The 17,902-nt window shown below is 72.6% G+C and carries 17 protein-coding genes and 1 pseudogene; 8 read left to right on the top strand and 10 right to left on the bottom strand.

The window, feature by feature from the left end; translation table 11 throughout:
* Positions 1–17 precede the first annotated feature (17 nt).
* Together AB0C82_RS14705 and AB0C82_RS14700 are read right to left on the bottom strand one after the other, a co-directional pair.
* Positions 18–1,067, bottom strand: coding sequence for a lytic polysaccharide monooxygenase (locus AB0C82_RS14705; protein ID WP_362840798.1), 1,050 nt, complete (start codon positions 1,065–1,067; stop codon positions 18–20).
* A gap of 213 nt (positions 1,068–1,280) precedes the next feature.
* Entirely contained in the window at positions 1,281–1,988 is a 708-nt protein-coding gene (locus AB0C82_RS14700; protein ID WP_362840795.1) for a response regulator, read from the bottom strand.
* A gap of 115 nt (positions 1,989–2,103) precedes the next feature.
* Here AB0C82_RS14700 and AB0C82_RS14695 point away from each other — a divergent pair, with 115 nt between their 5' ends.
* The 4 genes and pseudogenes from AB0C82_RS14695 to AB0C82_RS14680 form a co-directional block, all read left to right on the top strand.
* Entirely contained in the window at positions 2,104–3,087 is a 984-nt protein-coding gene (locus AB0C82_RS14695) for a tripartite tricarboxylate transporter substrate binding protein (protein WP_362840792.1), read from the top strand.
* Complete coding sequence (locus AB0C82_RS14690; RefSeq protein ID WP_362840789.1) at positions 3,084–3,626, top strand: tripartite tricarboxylate transporter TctB family protein; 543 nt, start codon at positions 3,084–3,086, stop codon at positions 3,624–3,626. The genes AB0C82_RS14695 and AB0C82_RS14690 overlap by 4 nt, the downstream gene beginning before the upstream one ends.
* A 3-nt stretch (positions 3,627–3,629) precedes the next feature.
* Positions 3,630–5,132 carry a tripartite tricarboxylate transporter permease gene (locus tag AB0C82_RS14685; RefSeq protein ID WP_362840787.1) on the top strand — a complete coding sequence of 501 codons (1,503 nt, stop codon included), beginning with the start codon at positions 3,630–3,632 and terminating at the stop codon, positions 5,130–5,132.
* Positions 5,133–5,306: 174 nt separating this feature from the next.
* Positions 5,307–6,380, top strand: a pseudogene (locus AB0C82_RS14680) (methyltransferase domain-containing protein); the annotation flags it as partial.
* 43 nt (positions 6,381–6,423) lie between these two features.
* On the opposite strand, the gene AB0C82_RS14675 reads toward AB0C82_RS14680, so the two are convergent.
* On the bottom strand, positions 6,424–6,933 hold the full coding sequence (locus AB0C82_RS14675) for a DUF402 domain-containing protein (RefSeq protein WP_362840785.1): 510 nt from the start codon (positions 6,931–6,933) through the stop codon (positions 6,424–6,426).
* Positions 6,914–7,834, bottom strand: coding sequence for a GNAT family N-acetyltransferase (locus AB0C82_RS14670; RefSeq protein WP_362840783.1), 921 nt, complete (start codon positions 7,832–7,834; stop codon positions 6,914–6,916). The genes AB0C82_RS14675 and AB0C82_RS14670 overlap by 20 nt, the downstream gene beginning before the upstream one ends.
* Before the next feature lie 94 nt (positions 7,835–7,928).
* Between AB0C82_RS14670 and AB0C82_RS14665 the strand changes: the two genes are divergently transcribed.
* Positions 7,929–8,303 (top strand): GntR family transcriptional regulator, encoded by a 375-nt coding sequence (locus AB0C82_RS14665; RefSeq protein ID WP_362841012.1) that lies wholly within the window; start codon positions 7,929–7,931, stop codon positions 8,301–8,303.
* Positions 8,304–8,387: 84 nt separating this feature from the next.
* Here the strand turns inward: AB0C82_RS14665 and AB0C82_RS14660 are convergent, their stop codons facing one another.
* Positions 8,388–9,482: a DUF5925 domain-containing protein gene (locus AB0C82_RS14660; protein ID WP_362840780.1), complete on the bottom strand. Its 1,095-nt coding sequence runs from the start codon at positions 9,480–9,482 to the stop codon at positions 8,388–8,390.
* Positions 9,483–9,679: 197 nt separating this feature from the next.
* On the opposite strand from AB0C82_RS14660, the gene AB0C82_RS14655 reads away from it, so the two are divergent.
* Complete coding sequence (locus AB0C82_RS14655; protein WP_362840777.1) at positions 9,680–10,486, top strand: SGNH/GDSL hydrolase family protein; 807 nt, start codon at positions 9,680–9,682, stop codon at positions 10,484–10,486.
* 19 nt (positions 10,487–10,505) lie between these two features.
* Here AB0C82_RS14655 and AB0C82_RS14650 read toward each other — a convergent pair whose 3' ends face one another.
* The gene (locus tag AB0C82_RS14650) at positions 10,506–12,194 is read right to left on the bottom strand and encodes a serine/threonine-protein kinase (protein WP_362840775.1); all 1,689 of its coding nucleotides are present in this window, start codon (positions 12,192–12,194) and stop codon (positions 10,506–10,508) included.
* Positions 12,195–12,469: 275 nt separating this feature from the next.
* On the opposite strand from AB0C82_RS14650, the gene AB0C82_RS14645 reads away from it, so the two are divergent.
* Positions 12,470–12,733, top strand: coding sequence for a hypothetical protein (locus AB0C82_RS14645; protein WP_362840772.1), 264 nt, complete (start codon positions 12,470–12,472; stop codon positions 12,731–12,733).
* A gap of 46 nt (positions 12,734–12,779) precedes the next feature.
* On the opposite strand, the gene AB0C82_RS14640 is transcribed toward AB0C82_RS14645, so the two are convergent.
* The 3 genes from AB0C82_RS14640 to AB0C82_RS14630 form a co-directional block, all read right to left on the bottom strand.
* A complete protein-coding gene (locus tag AB0C82_RS14640; protein WP_362840769.1) occupies positions 12,780–13,976 on the bottom strand; it encodes a CaiB/BaiF CoA-transferase family protein in 1,197 nt (398 codons plus the stop codon).
* 71 nt (positions 13,977–14,047) lie between these two features.
* Positions 14,048–14,800: an ABC transporter permease gene (locus tag AB0C82_RS14635; RefSeq protein WP_362841008.1), complete on the bottom strand. Its 753-nt coding sequence runs from the start codon at positions 14,798–14,800 to the stop codon at positions 14,048–14,050.
* A 71-nt stretch (positions 14,801–14,871) separates the two neighbouring features.
* Entirely contained in the window at positions 14,872–15,840 is a 969-nt protein-coding gene (locus AB0C82_RS14630) for an ATP-binding cassette domain-containing protein (protein WP_362840766.1), read from the bottom strand.
* A 63-nt stretch (positions 15,841–15,903) separates the two neighbouring features.
* Here AB0C82_RS14630 and AB0C82_RS14625 point away from each other — a divergent pair, with 63 nt between their 5' ends.
* Positions 15,904–16,614, top strand: a complete 711-nt coding sequence (locus AB0C82_RS14625; RefSeq protein ID WP_362840763.1) for a TetR/AcrR family transcriptional regulator — start codon at positions 15,904–15,906, stop codon at positions 16,612–16,614.
* Positions 16,615–16,657: 43 nt separating this feature from the next.
* Here AB0C82_RS14625 and AB0C82_RS14620 read toward each other — a convergent pair whose 3' ends face one another.
* Positions 16,658–17,899: a type ISP restriction/modification enzyme gene (locus tag AB0C82_RS14620; protein ID WP_362840760.1), complete on the bottom strand. Its 1,242-nt coding sequence runs from the start codon at positions 17,897–17,899 to the stop codon at positions 16,658–16,660.
* Between the last annotated feature and the right edge of the window lie 3 nt (positions 17,900–17,902).

Below are 17,902 nucleotides of genomic sequence, written 5' to 3'. Positions count from 1 at the left end.
GCGGTCAGCTGTGGCGATCAGCGGCTGTGACGGGCGCCCGGCGCAGCCGACGCGGCCCGGCGGCGGGCGGAGGTGAACAGGGCCGCCGCGCCGAGCGCGAGCGCCGCCGCGCCGCCGGCCGCGAGGTACGAGCTGCTGCTCGTGCCTCCGGTCTCGGCGAGCTCATCGCCCGCGTCCGCGCCGTTGGCCACCGGTGCGTTGGCCGGCCCGGAGGTCCCGGCCTCCGGCGTGGCCGACCCCGGCGTACCGGTGCCGGCGGCCGTGGACGCCTCGGTGACCTCGGCCGCCGTGCCGGCGTCGTCGTCACCGTGGCCGCCGTGCTCGACGGACGACTCGTCCGCGCCCTCGGTGATCTCCTCCTCGGAGGGCGCGGACGCCGAGGGCGCGGGGACCGCGCCGACCGGACCGCTGCCGCCCGCCGCCGCCCCGAAGACCACGTCCGAGCAGGCGTAGAACGCCTCGGGGGAGTCCGAACGCTGCCAGACGGTGTAGATCAGCTGCCGCCCCGAACGCTCCGGCAGCGTGCCGCCGAAGACGTACGAACCGTTCTCCAGCTTCGGGTCGGTGGCCTCGGCGAACGGCTTCTCCTCCAGGTCCGACCACTTGAGAGGCTTCGCCGGGTCGTAACCGGCCTTGGTGAGGTACAGCGCGAACGAGCCCTTGTGCGGGGCGGTGGCACGGAAGCGGAAGGTGTGGCTGCCCGCCTTCATCGTCGTCGCGGGCCAGTCGGCGCGCGGCAGGTCGAGGCCCCTGAACTTGTCGTTGCCCGCACTGCACAGCTTGCCGTCCGGGATCAGGTCACGGTGCTTGCCCGCCGCGTCGGCGATGTTCACCCCGTTCCAGTCGTACAGCGCCTGCGTACCGCCCGCCGCGACCGCCGCCTGACAGGCCGCCGACTTCGGGCTCTCCGGCCCCTCGGCGAAACAGGCCGAGACCCGGCTGACCGGGTCAGTCAGCGAACCGTGGGCGGCGGCCGGGACGGCGGCGAGGCCGGTCAGCGCGAGAGGCGCGACACCCAGGGCGAGGACTCCGGCGAGCCTGCGAGGAACGGTGGTGAGGGCGGTCATGGGCGGCGTTCTCCTTCGACGGGGCACGTCTGTCGTGCGGACGGCCGGTGCGGGGGTCACGGGCAGGGGCCCGCGCGGCGGTGCGGCCCCCCGAACGGCGGCACCGACGGAACGGACCCCGTCCCGGTGATCAGCAAACTAGCCGCCGTCGAAGGCGGATCCGGCTGTGAACAGGGCCTGGGCACCATCGTTATGGCGCGCTTAAGGGGCCGCTCAGAAGCGATTAAGAACAGCGCGGTAAAGCCGCTCGGGACGCCCCGTTCCGCCGTACCGCAGCGTCACCTCCGCCCGCCCCGTCACCGCGAAGTACTCCAGATATCGCCGGGCGCTGACCCGCGACAGGGAACCCGCCTGCGCGCACTGGGACGCGGACAGCCCCTCCGGGTGCTCCCGCAGCACCCGCTCCACCAGATCCGCGGTGTGTGCCGCCAGGCCCTTGGGCAGTTCGCGGGAGCCCGGCGGGCGGGTGCCGAAGATCCGGTCCACGTCCTCCTGCTGTGCCTCCTGGCGCGCCTCGTCGAGAGCGTCGAGACGGTTGCGCAATGAGGCGACGTGCCGCACCTGTTCCTGGAGCGCGGACGGGTGGAACGGTTTGATCAGATAGTGCAGCGCCCCTGCCCGCAGGGCCGCCCGCACCACGCCCGCGTCGCGGGCCGCCGTGATGAACAGCGCGTCCACGCTGTGCCCGTCCGCGGCCGGACCCTCCGCCGCACGGAGCTCGCGCAGCACGCTGATGCCGTCCATGTCGGGCAGGTAGATGTCGAGCAGCACCAGATCGGGACGTAGCTCCCGCGCCGCGCGCAGCGCCTCCGCCCCGCTGTGGGCCGCCCCGACCACCGTGAACCCGTCCATCACGGACACATAGCGGCAGTGCAGCTTCGCGACCATGAAGTCGTCGTCCACCACCAGCACTTTCGTCACGTCGACACGGTAGGGCGCGACCACAACGACCACAACGTCCGTTGATTCCGGAACGGCGACAGCTCGACGACGCGCAGGCAACATGTGGGCCACCTCACAGAGAAAGGCGGAACCCGTGCGACTGCGCACCCCACTCGCCCTGGCCGGAGCGGCGCTCCTGGTGCTCGTGGCACCACCGCTGCTCTCCACGGGCAGCGGCTCCGACACCGGGACGCAGATTCCCGGACTGCGCCTCATGGTCCCCAACACCCCCGGCGGCGGTTACGACATCACCGCGCGCACCGCCGCGAAGAACGCCGAGGACGCCGGGCTCACCCACAACGTCGAGGTGTTCAACCTCCCGGGCGCCGGCGGCACCGTCGGCCTGGCCCGGCTCGTCGGGGAGCACGGCAACGGCAAACTCGCCATGTCGATGGGGCTGGGTGTGGTCGGCGCCGTCCACACCAACAACTCGCCGAAGACACTGCGGGACACGACCCCGATCGCCCGGCTCACCGAGGAGCAGGACATCGTCGTCGTCTCCAAGGACTCCCCGTACCGGACCATCGGCCAGCTGGTCGAGGCATGGAAGAAGGACCCCGCCGGGCTTCCCGTCGGCGGCGGCTCCTCACCCGGTGGACCCGACCACCTCGCCCCGATGCTGATGGCCGAGGCCGCGGGAATCGCCCCGAGGGACGTCAACTACATCCCCTTCGACGGCGGGGGCGAACTCCTCGCCTCGATCCTCGGCAGCAAGGTCGCCTTCGGCGTCTCCGGCGTCGGTGAATACCTCGACCAGATAGAGGCGGGCGAGCTGCGCCTGCTCGCCGTCACCGGCCCGGAGCGTGTCCCCGGCCTCGACGCCCCCACCCTCCGCGAATCCGGCCTGGACACCGACTTCACCAACTGGCGGGGCATCGTCGCCCCGCCCGGCCTCTCCGACGCCGAACGGGACAAGCTCGTGGCCCTGATCCGGAAGCTGCACGACTCACCGCAGTGGAAGGAGTCGATGAGGAAGAACGGCTGGGACGACGCCTTCCTCACCGGCGACGCATTCGGTGACTTCCTGGACGCCCAGGACAAGCGGGTCGCCACGGTCCTGAAGGAGCTGGGACTGTGACCCCCGAGACCACCGATACCCCCATACCCGCCACCGCCCCGAAGCGCGGCACCTGGCTGCGCGAGCACTCCGAACTCGGCGTCTGCGTCCTCCTCCTGGCCCTCGGCGTCCTCGTCCTCACCGACGCCCTCACCATGAGCGTCGACCTCACCCAGCGCGGCCCCGTGGGCCCCAGGACCGTGCCCCTCGTCGTCGGCGGCGGACTGCTGGTCATCGCCGTGCTCCTCGCCGTCGACGTCCTGCGCGGCGGACGCGGGGAGGCGGAGGGCGGCGAGGACATCGACCTCGCCGAACCCGCCGACTGGCGCACGGTGCTCCTCCTCGCCGGAGTCTTCCTCGCGAACGCCGTACTCATCGGCCCGCTCGGCTTCCCGGTCTCCGGCGCCCTGCTCTTCTGGGGGTCCGCCTACGCGCTCGGGAGCCGCCACCGGGACCGGGACCCGCTCATCGCGGCGGGACTCTCCCTCGTCACCTATTTCGTCTTCGACAACCTGCTCGGAGTCCCCCTGCCGGGCGGCCCGCTGATGGGGGTGCTCTGACCGATGGATTCCCTCAACTCCCTCCTCGACGGCTTCGGTACGGCGCTCACGCCCGTCAACCTGCTCTGGGCCGCACTCGGCGTCCTGCTCGGCACCGCGATCGGGGTGCTCCCGGGTATCGGCCCGGCCATGGCCGTGGCGCTCCTGCTGCCGGTGACGTACGGACTCGAACCGACCGGCGCCTTCATCATGTTCGCCGGCATCTACTACGGAGCGATGTTCGGCGGCTCCACCACCTCCATCCTCCTGAACACCCCCGGGGAGAGCGCGGCCGTCGTCGCCGCGATGGAGGGCCATCCGATGGCGAAGGCGGGGCGCGGCCCCCAGGCGCTCGCCGCCGCCGCGATCGGCCACTTCGCGGGCGGCATGATCGGCACCGTCCTGCTGGTCGTCCTCGCCCCGACCATCGCCTCGCTCGCCGTCGGCATCGGCGCCCCAGACTACTTCGCGATCATGGTGCTGGCCTTCATCGCCGTCACCTCCGTCCTCGGGTCCTCCCGGATCCGGGGGCTCGCCTCCCTGCTCGTCGGTCTCACCATCGGCCTGGTGGGCCTCGACCAGATGACCGGGCAGCAGCGGCTCACCTTCGGCTCGCTCCAACTGGCGGACGGCGTGGACGTGGTGATCGTGGCGGTCGGCCTCTTCGCCATCGGGGAAGCCCTCTGGGTCGCCGCGCACCTGCGCCGCTCCACCGGAGAGGCGATCCCCGTCGGCCGCCCGTGGCTCGGCAGGGACGACGTCCGGCGCACCTGGAAGTCCTGGCTGCGCGGCCCCGTCATCGGCTTCCCCTTCGGCGCGATTCCGGCGGGCGGCGCGGAGATCCCCACCTTCCTCTCGTACGTCACGGAGAAGCGGCTCTCCAAGCACCGCGAGGAGTTCGGCAAGGGCGCCATCGAGGGCGTCGCGGGACCGGAGTCCGCGGCCTCCGCGTCCGCGGCGGGAACGCTCGTCTCCATGCTCACGCTCGGGCTGCCCACCACGGCCGTCGCCGCGGTGATGCTGGCCGCGTTCCAGCAGTACGGCATCCAGCCGGGCCCGCTCCTCTTCGAGCGCGAACCGGAACTGGTCTGGGGTCTCATCGCCTCCCTCTTCGTCGGCATGGTGCTGCTCCTCGCGCTCAACCTGCCGCTCGCCCCCCTCTGGGCGAAACTGCTGCGCATCCCGCGCCCCTACCTCTACGCGGGCATCCTCTTCTTCGCGGCCGTCGGCGCGTACGCGGTCGGCGGGGAGGCCTTCGACCTGGTCATCCTGCTCGTCATCGGAGTGATCGGGCTCGGGATGCGGAGGTACGGACTCCCGGTGCTGCCCGCCGTGATCGGGGTCATCCTCGGCCCGGCCGCGGAACAACAGCTGCGGCGCGCCCTGCAGATCAGTGACGGCAGCGCCTCCGGGCTGGTGAACACGCCGTTCTCCGTGACGGTCTACGTGGTGGTCGCGCTGATCCTGGCCTGGCCCCTCGTCAAGAAGCTGGTGACGCGCGGCAGGGCGGGGACGGCGCAGAAGTAGCCGTCGGTGTACGAGGGGGCCGTCCGGTTCCCGCCGGGCGGCCCCCTCGTACCGCCCGCGCCATGACAGCCGCGCCCGCCGACGGGGATCCTCCCGGACACCGCAGCCGACGTGCCGGCCGTACGGGCCGTCGGGGGTACGGCGTTGTCAGTGGCGGCTGTCACCATCGGACGCATGACGACGATCGACTGGGACGCCGCCGCCGACTCCTTCGACGAGGAACCCGATCACGGGCTGCTCGACCCCGCTGTCCGCGACGCGTGGGCACGGAGACTGGAGACCTGGCTGCCTGCCGTGGACTCCGACGTCCTCGACCTCGGGTGCGGTACGGGAAGTCTCGCGCTGCTCGCCACCGAGCTGGGTCACCGGGTCACGGCCGTGGACGCCTCACCGGGCATGGCGGACCGCGCCCGGGCCAAGCTCGCCGGGACCGGAGCCGAGGTGCTGGTGGGGGACGCGGGCCGGCCGCCGGTCGAGGGGCGGAAATTCGACGTGGTCCTCGCCAGGCACGTCGTGTGGCTGTTGCCCGACCCGGAAGCCGCCCTGCGCCACTGGTGCGGCCTGCTGAAGCCCGGCGGCCGGCTGGTGCTGGTGGAAGGCGTCTGGAACGGGACGGGTGTCGCGGCCGAGCACCTGATCCGCCTGCTGGCACCGCTCGCGGAGCGGGTGTACCACGAGCGGCTCTCGGACGATCCGGCCCTCTGGGGCAGGCGGGTGGACGACGAGCGGTACGCGGTGCTCGCCCACATCCGGCCGGACCGCCGGCACAGGGAGGTCGTCGACGTCCATCTCCTCCTGCGCCGAGGGCCCGACGTCCTGCTCACCCGCCGCGCCGGTACGGGGTACGCGGACGGACTGCTCCACGCGCCGTCCGGTCATGTGGAGGACGGCGAGGACGTCCGCGAGGCGGTGATCCGCGAGGCCGCGGAGGAGATCGGTGTCGCCCTGCGCCCGGACGAGCTGCGGGTGGCCCTGGTGATGCAGCACCGTGGTCCGGGCGGTGCCCCGCGCGTCGGCTGGTTCTTCGAGGCGGACCACGATCCGGCCCGGCCGCCGCGCAACGCCGAACCCGAAAAGTGCTCGGAACTGACCTGGTCCCGGCTGGACACGCTTCCGGACGACATGGTCGCCTACTGCCGCGCGGGGCTCGACGCCTACCGGGCGGGCGAGCGTTTCCTGATCCACTGGCACGAGGACGACGACCCGGTCGCGTACGCCCCCCGAGGGCCCGGACGGGGGGTGCCGCTGCGGCAGAGCGGGGCTCCGGTGACCGGGCCCTGAGGGACAGCCCTCAGGCCAGCAGTCCCGTAAGGCCCTCCGTACGGGCGAGGTGTTCCAGCTCGTCCAGGGCCCGGGTCGCGGCTCCGGCCGCCTCCGGGTCCCGGCCGGCGAGTCCGCTCGCCTCGAACTCGTCCTCGTCCAGGCGCAGGACGGACGAGCCGTCCGCGGACACCCACAGGTCGAGATCCAGGTCCTCCACCAGCAGCTCGCCCTCGCGGAGCACGGCCGGGCGGGTGACGTCGCAGTACCAGCCCTTCAGTACGCCGCCGCCCGTGCGCACCTCCTTCACCGCGAACCAGCGGTCGCGCCAGTAGTGCTCGGTGAAGACGTCGCCGGGCTCGAACCGTACGAACCCGAAGTCACGGACTCCGGGCGCCGCCCAGGGCGCCCGCACCGTGACCCGGATGCCGTCGTCACGGACCAGGTCCGCCGGGTAGCGGATCTTGGTCCGGCCCGCCTTCGTGAGGGCGACGGTCAGGGCGGGGCCCGTCGCGGCCGGCTCAGGCGAACGTGCGGACATGGCGTACCTCCGTGGCACAGATCTCGTAACCGAACCATGAGTTGACGGCGAGCATCGGGCCGTTGCCCGCGTCGTTGCCGGTGTACGCGTCGGTGTAGCCCGCGGCCCGCGCCCGGTGCAGCGAGTCGTTCTTCACGAGCTTCGCCAGACCCCGGCCCCGGTAGGCCCGGCGGGTGCCGGTCATGCCCGTGGAGTAGCGGGTCAGACCGTCCGTGGTCGCCGCGCTGAACGATGCCACCACGCCGTCCACCACCGCGACCGAGGTGAGTTCCCGGTCGAGGCCCGGATGGCGCCAGGTGTGGTTCAGCCAGTCCTCGTAATCCGTGAGGTCGGTGGGGGTGTCGCTCGGCTCGTCCGCCGTCGTCTCGGCGTCGGCCTCGAACAGCGGGCGCGGGTCGTCGGCGAAATCGGCCGCCGTGAGCAACTCGACGTCCGCCGGGACCTCCTGGCGCGACGGCAGGGTGCCGTTCGCCAGGTCGAGGTGGAGGAAGTGCGCCGGCCGGCTCGCCTCGTATCCGCGCCTGCGGGCGAACTCACGGTTGGCCGGCTCGTCGAGCACCCACGTGTGGACGGCGACCGCGCCGGCCTCGGCGAGATACCCCTCGGCGGTGCTCAGCAGCAACGAGCCCGCCCCGCGCCCGAGGCGGTCGGGCCGCGTGTAGGGATTGCAGAAGGCCTGGCCGGGCTCCGGGGTGTCGTAGGAGAAGCCGACCTGCGCCGTGCCGATGATCTCCCCGTCCTCCTCGGCGACCAGCTGGCGGTACTTCTTGTCGGGGTGCGCGGTGGCCAGATCGAAGGCGACCTGCTCAGCGGTGGTCACCATGTACGGGAGCGCGGCACGGCGCACGGCCACCCACGCCTCCAGGTCGGCGGGCCGGATGTCCCGGACGATCACAGTCATGAGCCGGAGGCTACGCGTGACGCCGCACCGGCCGCCTCCGAATTTCCGCCTTCGGGCACGGCCGGGGAGTACAGCCGTGGGGGACAATCGTGCGGTGACCCTGAAGATCGATCTTGACCTGGAAGACGCCACCGCCCCGTACGAGCAGCTGCGCACGCAGATCTCGGAACAGGCCCGCTCCGGCGCCCTGCCGGTCGGTTACAAGCTGCCGACCGTACGCGGCTTCGCCGAAGAGCTGGGCCTCGCCGCCAACACCGTCGCCAAGGCGTACCGCGCGCTGGAGGCGGACGGGGTGATCGAGACCCGTGGGCGCCACGGCACGTTCGTCGCGGCCGCCGGGGACGCGGCGGACCGCAAGGCGGCGGCTGCAGCGCAGGAGTACGCGGAGCAGGCGCAGCGGCTGGGGCTGTCGCGGGCGCAGGCGCTGTCGCTCGCGCAGGACGCGGTGCGGGCGGCGTACGGGCGATGACCGGGGAGGCCGGTGGGGCCGGGAACGGGTCGCCGGCCGGCCGGTGGCCCCGGTCACCGCCCCGGTGACGGCCGGACCCCCGCGTCAGAGATACATCCCCGAGTCGGGGCCCACGTCCTGCTTCGGTACCGACGCCGGGCCGTTGCCGCGGCGCAGCGCGTACAGCTCGGCGAGTGTCGTGCTGTCCCGGCCGAGGCCCTCCTCGGAGCCCAGCCAGCCGACGGACTCCTCGCGGGTGAGTGAGCCCACCTCGATCCGGGCCAGACAGCGGCCCGGCCTGACGACCGCCGGGTGGAGCCGCTCCAGGTCCTCGTTGGTCGTCACCCCAACGAGGACGTTGCGGCCCTGGCCCAGCAGTCCGTCCGTCAGGTTCAGCAGCCGGGAGAGCGCCTGGCCCGCCGTGTGCTTGGCCTCCCCGCGGATCAGTTCGTCGCAGTCCTCCAGGAGCAGCAGCCGCCACCGCTCCTTCGACGTCCCGTCGTCCTCGCCGATCGCGATGTCCATCAGATAGCCGACGTCGTTGAAGAGCCGCTCCGGATCGAGGACGCAGTCGACCTGGCACCAGTCCCGCCAGGACCGGGCGAGCGTGCGCAGCGCGGAGGTCTTGCCCGTGCCGGGCGGCCCGTGCAGCAGGAGGAGCCGGCCGGAGATGTCGTCCGGGGTCAGCTTCATCAGCCGGTCCATCGCATCGGCCACCGGAGCCGTGTAGTTGCGGCGGACGTCCTCCCAGGTGCCGGCGGTGATCTGCCGGGTGGTGCGGACCGGGCCGCGCCGCGGGGAGACGTACCAGAAGCCCATGGTCACGTCCTCGGGCTGCGGCTCCGGTTCGTCCTGGGCGTCGTCCGTCGCCTGCCCCAGTACCTTTTCGGCCAGTTCCGGGCTGGTCGCGGTGACCGTGACATCGGCGCCCCGGTTCCACCTGGAGATCAGCAGCGTCCATCCCTCGCCCTCGGCGAGCGTGGCACTGCGGTCGGCGTCGCGGGCGGCCCGCAGCACCGTGGCGGCCGGGGGCAGCAGGGTCGCCGCCTTCTTGACGCGGTCGAGCGAGGAACTGTGCGCGTACGGCTGCTCGCCCGTCGCGAAGCGGCCGAGGAACAGCGCGTCGACGACGTCGGCCGGTGAATCGCTGTCGTCGACATTCAGCCGGATCGGCAGTGCGGACTCGGGGTTGGCAGGCATGGCGTCCATGATCCGGCACGCGCCCTGCCGGTGCACCCAGGTTTCGTCAGCCGGTGCCGCTCGTCGCGCGTGGGAGTGACGCAGGTTCAGAAAGGTTTATCGGAACGCCCGTTCAACGTTCTTGGCATGAACACTTCCAAAGGTGCCGGAGGTACTGCTACCACGGAGTAGGCAGAAACCCTGCTCTAGGAGGTTCCATGAAAATGTCCGGACTCGTGGCGTTCTCGTCCTCTCTCCTGTTAGGTGCCGCCCTCGCCCTGGCCGGGGTGGGTACCGCTCAGGCCGCGGAATCCGCGGCCGTCGACTACGTCGCACTCGGCGATTCCTACTCGTCCGGCGTCGGCGCCGGCAGCTACATCAGCGCCAGCGGCGACTGCAAGCGCAGCACCCGCGCCTACCCCTCGCTCTGGGCCGCCGCCAACTCGCCCGCCTCCTTCGCCTTCACCGCCTGTTCGGGCGCCCGCACGAACGATGTGACGGCCGGTCAGCTCGGACCGGTGAACTCCTCGACCGACCTGGTGTCGATCTCCATCGGCGGCAACGACGCCGGCTTCGCCGACGTCATGACCACCTGCGTCCTCCAGTCCGAGTCCACCTGCCTCAGCCGGATCGCCACGGCCCGCGCCTACGTCGACTCGACCCTGCCCGGCAGACTCGACTCCGTGTACTCGGCGATCAGAGCGAAGGCCCCGGCGGCGCACGTCGTCGTCCTCGGCTACCCCCGCTTCTACAAGCTCGGCGGCAGCTGCCTCGCCGGCCTCAGCGAGAAGGAGCGCGCCGCCATCAACGGGGCCTCCGACTACCTCAACGCGGCCACCGCCAAGCGCGCCGCCGACCACGGCTTCACCTTCGGTGACGTCGCACCGACCTTCACCGGCCATGAGATCTGCTCCGGCAGCGCCTGGCTGCACTCCGTGAACTGGCTGAACATCGGCGAGTCCTACCACCCCACCGCCGCCGGACAGTCGGGCGGCTACCTGCCCGTCCTCAACTCGGCCGCCTGACCGCACCCGCCCCGCTCGATCACTCCCCGGCCGACATCTCGGCCGTCGGGTGGGAGGCCCCGGCCGTCGGGGTCTCCCGCTCGCAGGTCACCGAGAAATCCACACCGTTCGACGTCACGGCGACGGGCGAGCGGACCTCCAGGACGATCGTCCCCCGGCGTACCGCGTCCGGCGAACCGTCCTCCGGGTACGTCAGTTCCGTGTGCGACACCTGCTTCTGCCTCCGGTCGCCCGCGGCGAATTCCAGCAACTTCCATTCCGGGTCGGAGCCCGTGCCCTCGTCGAGCGCCCAGCGGTACTCGACCGTCACCGGTGTGCGTCCCACGGTGACGGTCGCGGTCACCGCGGGCGCGAGGTCCTGCGGCGGGGGGCAGCTTCCCTCATAACTGCCGCGCACCGCGGCGAGATACACCCGCACCGACTGGGGGCGCTCCGTGGCACCGCCGTGTCCGCCGCCCCCGTCGCCGCCCCCGCCGCCCTGTCGCGTGGTCGCGGCCGGCTTCTCCGGGGTGTTCACGGCCGTCGGTTCCGGCGTGTGCGCGGCCTGCGCCGGAGCGCTGCTCGTCGCGCTCGGTGACGCGCCGCCCGCCCCCCTGGTCCCCGGATCCTTCTCGTCGTCGTTCGTGAGCGCGTGGACGATCCCGCCCATCGCCAGCAGCACCGCAACGCCCAGAGCCGCCGCCACGGCCCCCGGCCGGCGCGGGCTGGCCGGGGGCCGGCTGCCGGGCGGCAGCGGTGCGGGCGGCAGCGGTGCCGTGCGCGCTCCGGGGCCAGGCGGCGGCGTGCCCGTCGTGCCCATCGTCCCCGCCGTGCCCATCGTCCCCGCTGTCACCGTGGGGCTCGACGGGCCGGCCGCCACGGTGGTGGTGCCCGTCGGGGAGTCGCCCGCCGCCACGGCCCGCAGCCGCCGCTCGGCCTCCCCGGCGGCCAGCCGCTCGGCCGGGTCCTTGCGCAGGAGCCCTTCGATGACCGGAGCGAGCGCGCCCGCCCTGCGGGGCGGCGGCAGTTCCTCGTCGACGACGGCCCGCAAGGTGCTCAGCGGGGTGTTCTGGCGGAACGGGGAGTTTCCCTCGGTCGCGGCGTACAGAAGCACTCCGAGCGACCACAGGTCCGACGCGGGCCCCGGCGTGCGCCCCAGCGCGCGTTCCGGGGCGAGGAACTCGGGGGAGCCGATCAGTTCGCCGGTCATCGTGAGCGCGGACGAGCCCTCCACCATGGCGATGCCGAAGTCGGTCAGGACCACCCGGCCGTCATTGGCGAGAAGGACGTTGCCCGGCTTGACGTCGCGGTGCAGGACCCCCGAGCCGTGGGCGCTGCGCAGGGCGGCCAGCACCTCGGCGCCGACGCCGGCGGCGCGCCGCGGCGGCATGGGGCCGTCGGCGTCCAGTACCTCGGCGAGCGAGAGCCCCCTGACCAGCTCCATCACGATCCACGGACGCGCGTCCTCGGTGGCCACGTCGTAGACGGTGACGACGTTGCGGTGCGAGATCCGGGCCGCGGCCCAGGCCTCCCGTTCGAGGCGTGCGTACAGCCGCTGCACGTCAGGCGCCGGAAGCCCGGCGGGTGCCCTGACCTCCTTCACGGCGACCTCGCGCCCCAGTACCTCGTCCCTCGCCCGCCACACGATGCCCATGCCGCCCTGGCCCAGGGGGCCCAGCAGGCGATAGCGCCCCGCGATCACTCGGTCGTTGCCCGGCACTTCGCTCACGGTGATCCCCCATCAGCAGCCACGACGGCAGCACGGCGAAACCCTTCCAAGTTAGCTCAACCCGGCCTCCCGGATGCCCCCTTGTACTGGTGCAATCCATACCGCACTTGACCACCCGGATGTCCAACTCGTTCTGGAATCGGCAGGATTCGGTAACTGGTCGTCAACCTCCGTATACGTGTGCGCAATCCTTCGACCGGGATACACGAGTGCCGCCGAGGGGCGATAGGGTTAACCTGCCCGGGCCGGGTGCCCTCGTACGGGTGGGGAGTGACATGGAACAGATAACGGTGCGCAGCAGGGCGCGTGTGCCTGCCATCACGTGTGGGAGCAGTGCGACAAGTTCGCGCCTCGACCGCCATCTCGCAGTGCTCGGCGGCCCCGCCGTCCCGCAGCGCGAGTCGGCGGAAGCGACGCTGCTGATGCGTGAACTGACCTCGCGCGACGCCGCGCACACCCGCAGGAGCAGGAGCGCGCGTGTCTCGCTCTTCGCCCCGCTGCGGCGACTGCGGCGCTCGCTCTTCGGCAGCCGCCGCTGACCCGACGGCACGTCACCACTGAACCGTCCCCTTCGCTCGGGGCGGCTCAGGCGATCACACCGTCCCGGCGCAACGCTGCTGTCTGCTCGCCCGTCATCCCCAGGGCACGCAGGGTTGCGTCGGTATGTTCTCCCAGCGCCGGTACGGCGCCCATCCGCGGCTCCGACCCGCCCGGCAGCGTGATGGGCGGCAGCAGCGCGCGCAGCGCCCCGGCCGGTGACTCCACTTCCCGCCACCGGTCCCGGGCGGCCAGCTGCGGGTGCGCCGCGACATCGGCCACGGTGTTCAGCCGGGCACAGGCGATCCCCGCCGCGTCCAGCCCGGCGAGCGCCTCCTTCACGGTCAGCGCCCCCAGCGCGCGCGCCACCACCGCGTCGGTCCGCTCCCGGTTCGCGGTCCTGGCCGCATTGGTGGCGAAGGCCGGGTCGTCCGCCAACTCCGGGCGCCCCAGCACCTGTTCCGTCAGTCGCCGCCACTCCCTGTCGTTCTGCACGGAGAGCAGCACGCGTTCCCCGTCCGCCGTGGCGTAGGCGTCGTAGGGCGCGATGACGGAGTGGGCGAGACCGGTGCGCGCCGGGGCCTCACCTCCGTGCATCCCGTGGTGCAGGGGGTGGCCCATCCACTCGGTCAGCGCGTCCAGCATGGAGACCTCCACGGGCCCGCCGCGCCCGGTGGTGCCGCGTCGCAGGAGGGCGGCGAGCACACCCGAGAAGGCGTACATCGCCGCCGCGATGTCCGCCGCGGGAATCCCGGCCTTCACCGGGTGCCCGGGGGTTCCGGTGACCGACACCAGGCCCGCCTCGCACTGGACGAGCATGTCGTAGGCCCGCTTGTGCGCGTACGGCCCCCCAGCCCCGTATCCGGAGATGTCGACGGCCACCAGGCGCGGGTGCGCCGCGCAGAGGGTGGCGGCGTCCAGGCCCAGCCGGGCGGCGGCGCCCTGGGCGAGGTTCTGTACGAACACGTCGGCTTCCCCGATGAGTTGACGCACCACCGCGAGCCCGCGCGGGTCCTTGAGGTCGACGGCCACGGACTCCTTGCCGCGGTTGCACCAGACGAAGTGCGAGGCGAGTCCCCGCGCCGCGGTGTCGTAGCCGCGGGCGAAGTCGCCGCCGTCCGGGCGCTCGATCTTGACGACCCTGGCGCCGAGATCGGCCAGCTGCCGGGTGGCGAACGGGGCCGCGACGGCCTGCTCGACGGCGACGACGGTCACGCCGTCGAGGGGGAGGGGCTGAGTGCTCATGAGTACCGTACCTATCCTGTACGCGGCACTCCTGTCATCCCGTCCGCCCCCCGCCCGCGGGGGTTCGTGGTTCAGTCCGTGCCGCGTGCGTACCGGCGCACGGTCAGCGGGATGAACACGGCGAGCAGGACGGCCGACCAGGCCAGCGTTCCCACCACCGGGTGCGCGACCGGCCAGGCGGCGCCCTCGGCGGGGGCCGCGTTGCCGAAGAGGTCGCGGGTGGCCGAGGCCAGGGCGCTGATCGGATTCCACTCGGCGACGGTGCGCAGCCAGCCCGGCATGTTGTCCGTCGGGATGTACGCGCTGGAGAGCAGCGGCAGGATGAAGGTCGCACTACCCAGCTGTCCCGCGGCCTCCTCGTTGCGGATCACCAGGCCCAGCCAGTAGCCGGCCCAGGATGTGGTGAAGCGGAAGAGGAGCAGCAGCCCGTATGCCCCGAGTGCGGCGCCCGGGCCGCCCTCGATCCGCCAGCCCGCCGCGAGCCCGACGAGCATGAGCGGGATCATGCCGACGGCCGTGGTCAGCACCTCGGCGACGGTGGAGCCGAGCGGTACGGCGGCCCGGCTCATCGGCAGCGTACGGAAGCGGTCCATCACCCCGCGGTCGCAGTCCTGCGCCGCCTGGAACATTCCGGTCATGAGGCCGTTGGCCGCTGTCGCGGCCAGGAGGCCGGGCACCAGGAAGGAGCGGTACTCCTGCCCCGGGACAGCCAGTGCGCTGCCGAACACATAGCCGAAGAACAGCAGCATCGTGATCGGCATGGTCTGGGTCAGGATCAGTACACCGGGGGCGGCTTTGATCTTCTGCAGGTGGCGGACCACCATGGCCAGGCCGTCGGCGGTCAGGGAGCCCGTGACGGGCGCCGGGTTCTGCTCGTGGACCAGGGTCGTGGCGCTCATGCTGCCGGCTCCTTCGGTGCGCGGACGTCGCCGTTGTCGGTCAGACGGAGGAAAGCCTCGTCGAGGGTGGGCGGGCGCAGGCTCGCGTCGATCACCGGGACTCCCGCGGCGTCCAGTTCGCGGACGATGCGCGGCAGGGTGAGGGTGGGATCCGTCGCGATGACGCCGACGGTGCGGTGCTCGTGGTCGAGCGTCGGCTCCGCGCCTGTCAGCTGGTCGAGCACGGCTGCCGCGGCCCCCAGTGCCGACTCGTGTGCGACGACCACCTCCGCGTAACCGCCGATGAGGGACTTGAGTTCGGCCGGGGTGCCCCGGTGCGCGGCCCGGCCCCGGTCGATCAGCACGATGTCGTCGGCGAGCTGGTCGGCCTCCTCCAGGTACTGCGTGGTCAGCAGGACCGTGGTGCCGCGGCCCGCCAGTTCGCGTACCGCCTCCCAGATCTGGTTGCGGCTGTGCGGGTCGAGGCCGGTCGTCGGCTCGTCGAGGAAGAGCACCTGCGGGCGGGTGAGGAGGCCGGCGGCGAGGTCGAGGCGACGGCGCATGCCGCCCGAGTAGGTGCGGGCGGGGCGGTCGGCCGCCTCGGTCAGCCCGAAGCGTTCGAGGAGCTCGTCGGCGCGCGTGCGGCCGGCCGGGCCCTGGAAGCGGAGCAGCCGGGCGAAGAGCCGGAGATTCTGCCGGCCGGTGAGCTCGCCATCGATCGAGGTGTTCTGCCCGGTGACTCCGATCGCCGCGCGCACCGCGGCGGCCTCGCGGACCACGTCGTGTCCGGCGACCCGCGCGCTGCCGGCGTCCGGGCTCGTCAACGTGGTGAGCAACCGGACGGCGGTGCTCTTTCCCGCCCCGTTCGGCCCCAGCATGCCGCAGACGGCGCCCTCGGCGACGGCGAGGTCGAGCCCGCGCAGGGCGTGGACGTCGCCATAGTGCTTCTCCAGACCCTCACTAAGTACAGCGTACGTAGTTGTCATGGGCCTACCGTAGCGCACTACGTACGGTGTACGTAACTACGATGGTGAGTGAGGTGATGACCGATGGCGGGGCGACCCCCTCTACCCGAAGTGATCTGGGCGCGCCCCGAGCGTGCGGGCCGCGGGCCCAAGCCCGCGTTCAGTCGTGCGGACATCGCGGCAGCCGCCGTGCGTATCGCCGACGCCGAGGGCCTGGACGCGGTGTCGATGCGCAAGGTGGCCGCGGAACTGGGCTGCGGCACGATGTCGCTCTACAACTACGTGCCGCGCAAGGAGGACCTGTACGAGCTGATGCTCGACGCGGTCAGCGGCGGGTGCGACCTGCCGGAGAAGCCGTCCGGCGACTGGCGCGCCGACATGATGGCGCTCGCGCGCCAGGCCCGCGCGATGATGCACCGCCACACCTGGGTGCCGCGGCTGATGTCACCGGTCTACGGATTCAGCCCGAACGTGCTGCGGTACATGGAGTACTCGCTGAGCTGCCTGGACGGGCTCGATGTCCGGTTCGGCGAGAAGATGGAACTCATCGCCATGGTCAACGGCGTGGTCACCACCTACACGGCCAACGAGATCGCCACGGCCGAACGCAGCCGCTCGCTGCCCTGGACCGAGGAGCAGGAGCACACGGCCCGCACCAACTATCTGATCAGCCAGATCATGACCGGCAAGTACCCGCGCCTGGCGGCCGGGTTCGCCGAGGACTCCGGGCCGATCGATCTGGAGGGCGTCTTCGACCGGGCGCTGGGCCGCGTACTGGACTCGTTCGAGCCTTAGGGCCTGTCCGACGGATCAAGGCCGGGGGGCCTGGCGGCCCCGGTCACAGGAGTGTGAACTGCCCCTCCGGGCCCTCCTCGTGGTGGTCCAGCACGGAGGCGGGCCGCCGGGCCGTCACCGGTGCCGGGACCACACCGGCGGCCCGCAGTGTGCCGCGGGTGACGCCGGGCTCCAGGGTGAGCCGGTCGTGCAACGCCCCTTGAGCGGACCGCAGTTCACCGAGCAGGGCGAGAACGGTGATCAGCTCCAGCAGCTCCGAGGTCCACTCCTGCGGCCAGTCGCGCGGGCGCAGCGCCTGAAGGCCCTCCGCCCCGTCCTGCGCCGTGCGGTGCTCGAACCAGAGCTCCAGCATCCGTACGCCGCTCACCCGGAACTCCCAGGCTCCGGCCGGAACGGGCGAGACGCGCCCCGCACCCGGCCCCTCGCCGAGGGTGAGGACCTCGTCGTCGGGGTCGTAGCGCAGCACGGACGGCCGGGGCGGAATCGGGGCCCGTACATAGGGCCTGCGCCCGCCCGGCAGCCGGGGGCGCTGCCCGCCGCGTGCCCCGCGCAGCTGCAGGCGCAGCAGCTCCCGGCCGAGCTCCACACCCTCGGCCCACAGGGCGCCGTCGGCGGGCAGCGGTACGAGACATCCGGCGGGGGAGGGGCGGGCGGCGGCGAGGGTCCAGGCGAGGACGGACTCCGGGTCGGCCGGGGTCGCGTACCGGGCGCCCAGCAGGCCGAGCAGGCCCGGCGCGAGATTGGGCTCCAGGCCGCCGGGGCGCCGGTAGAGCGGCCGTATCCGGCCCGGCCGGCCGGCGGGGGAGTGCCCGTCGGGCAGCAGCGCCGTCACGGACAGGGCGGGCCCGGTGTCCTCCGGTACGTATCCGTGCTCGACCGCGAAGAGCTGGTGCCCGTCCGCCACCCGCCACAGCTCGGGGCGGGCGGCGTCGATCAGCCGGTGGTCGGGGATCAGCCACTGCTCGTCGAACGGGCCGTGCAGGACCCGGACCGGCTCCGGGTACGGGCCCGGCTCCCGGGCGAACCTCCCCGTCGCGGTGGCGCGGCCCGGCAGCGCGGCGACCGCCGTACGCGGGGTGCGCAGCCGGCTCGGCCGGAACAGCCGGTCCTGCTCGGCTCCCTCGGCCCGGACCAGCAGGTCCCAACGGGCCCTGAGCGTCGCCGTGTCGGGTGCGGTCACCCAGGTCCGGCCGGTACGCAGCGGCCTCACCGACCACGGCATCAACTCGTCGAGCAGCGGTACGTCCTCGTGCCCGCCCGCTCCGGCCGCCGCCCGCGCTGCCACCGT

Source organism: Streptomyces sp. NPDC048560 (genome assembly GCF_040650955.1).
GTDB lineage: Bacteria > Actinomycetota > Actinomycetes > Streptomycetales > Streptomycetaceae > Streptomyces.
This window is presented reverse-complemented; position numbering and strand designations above follow the sequence as displayed.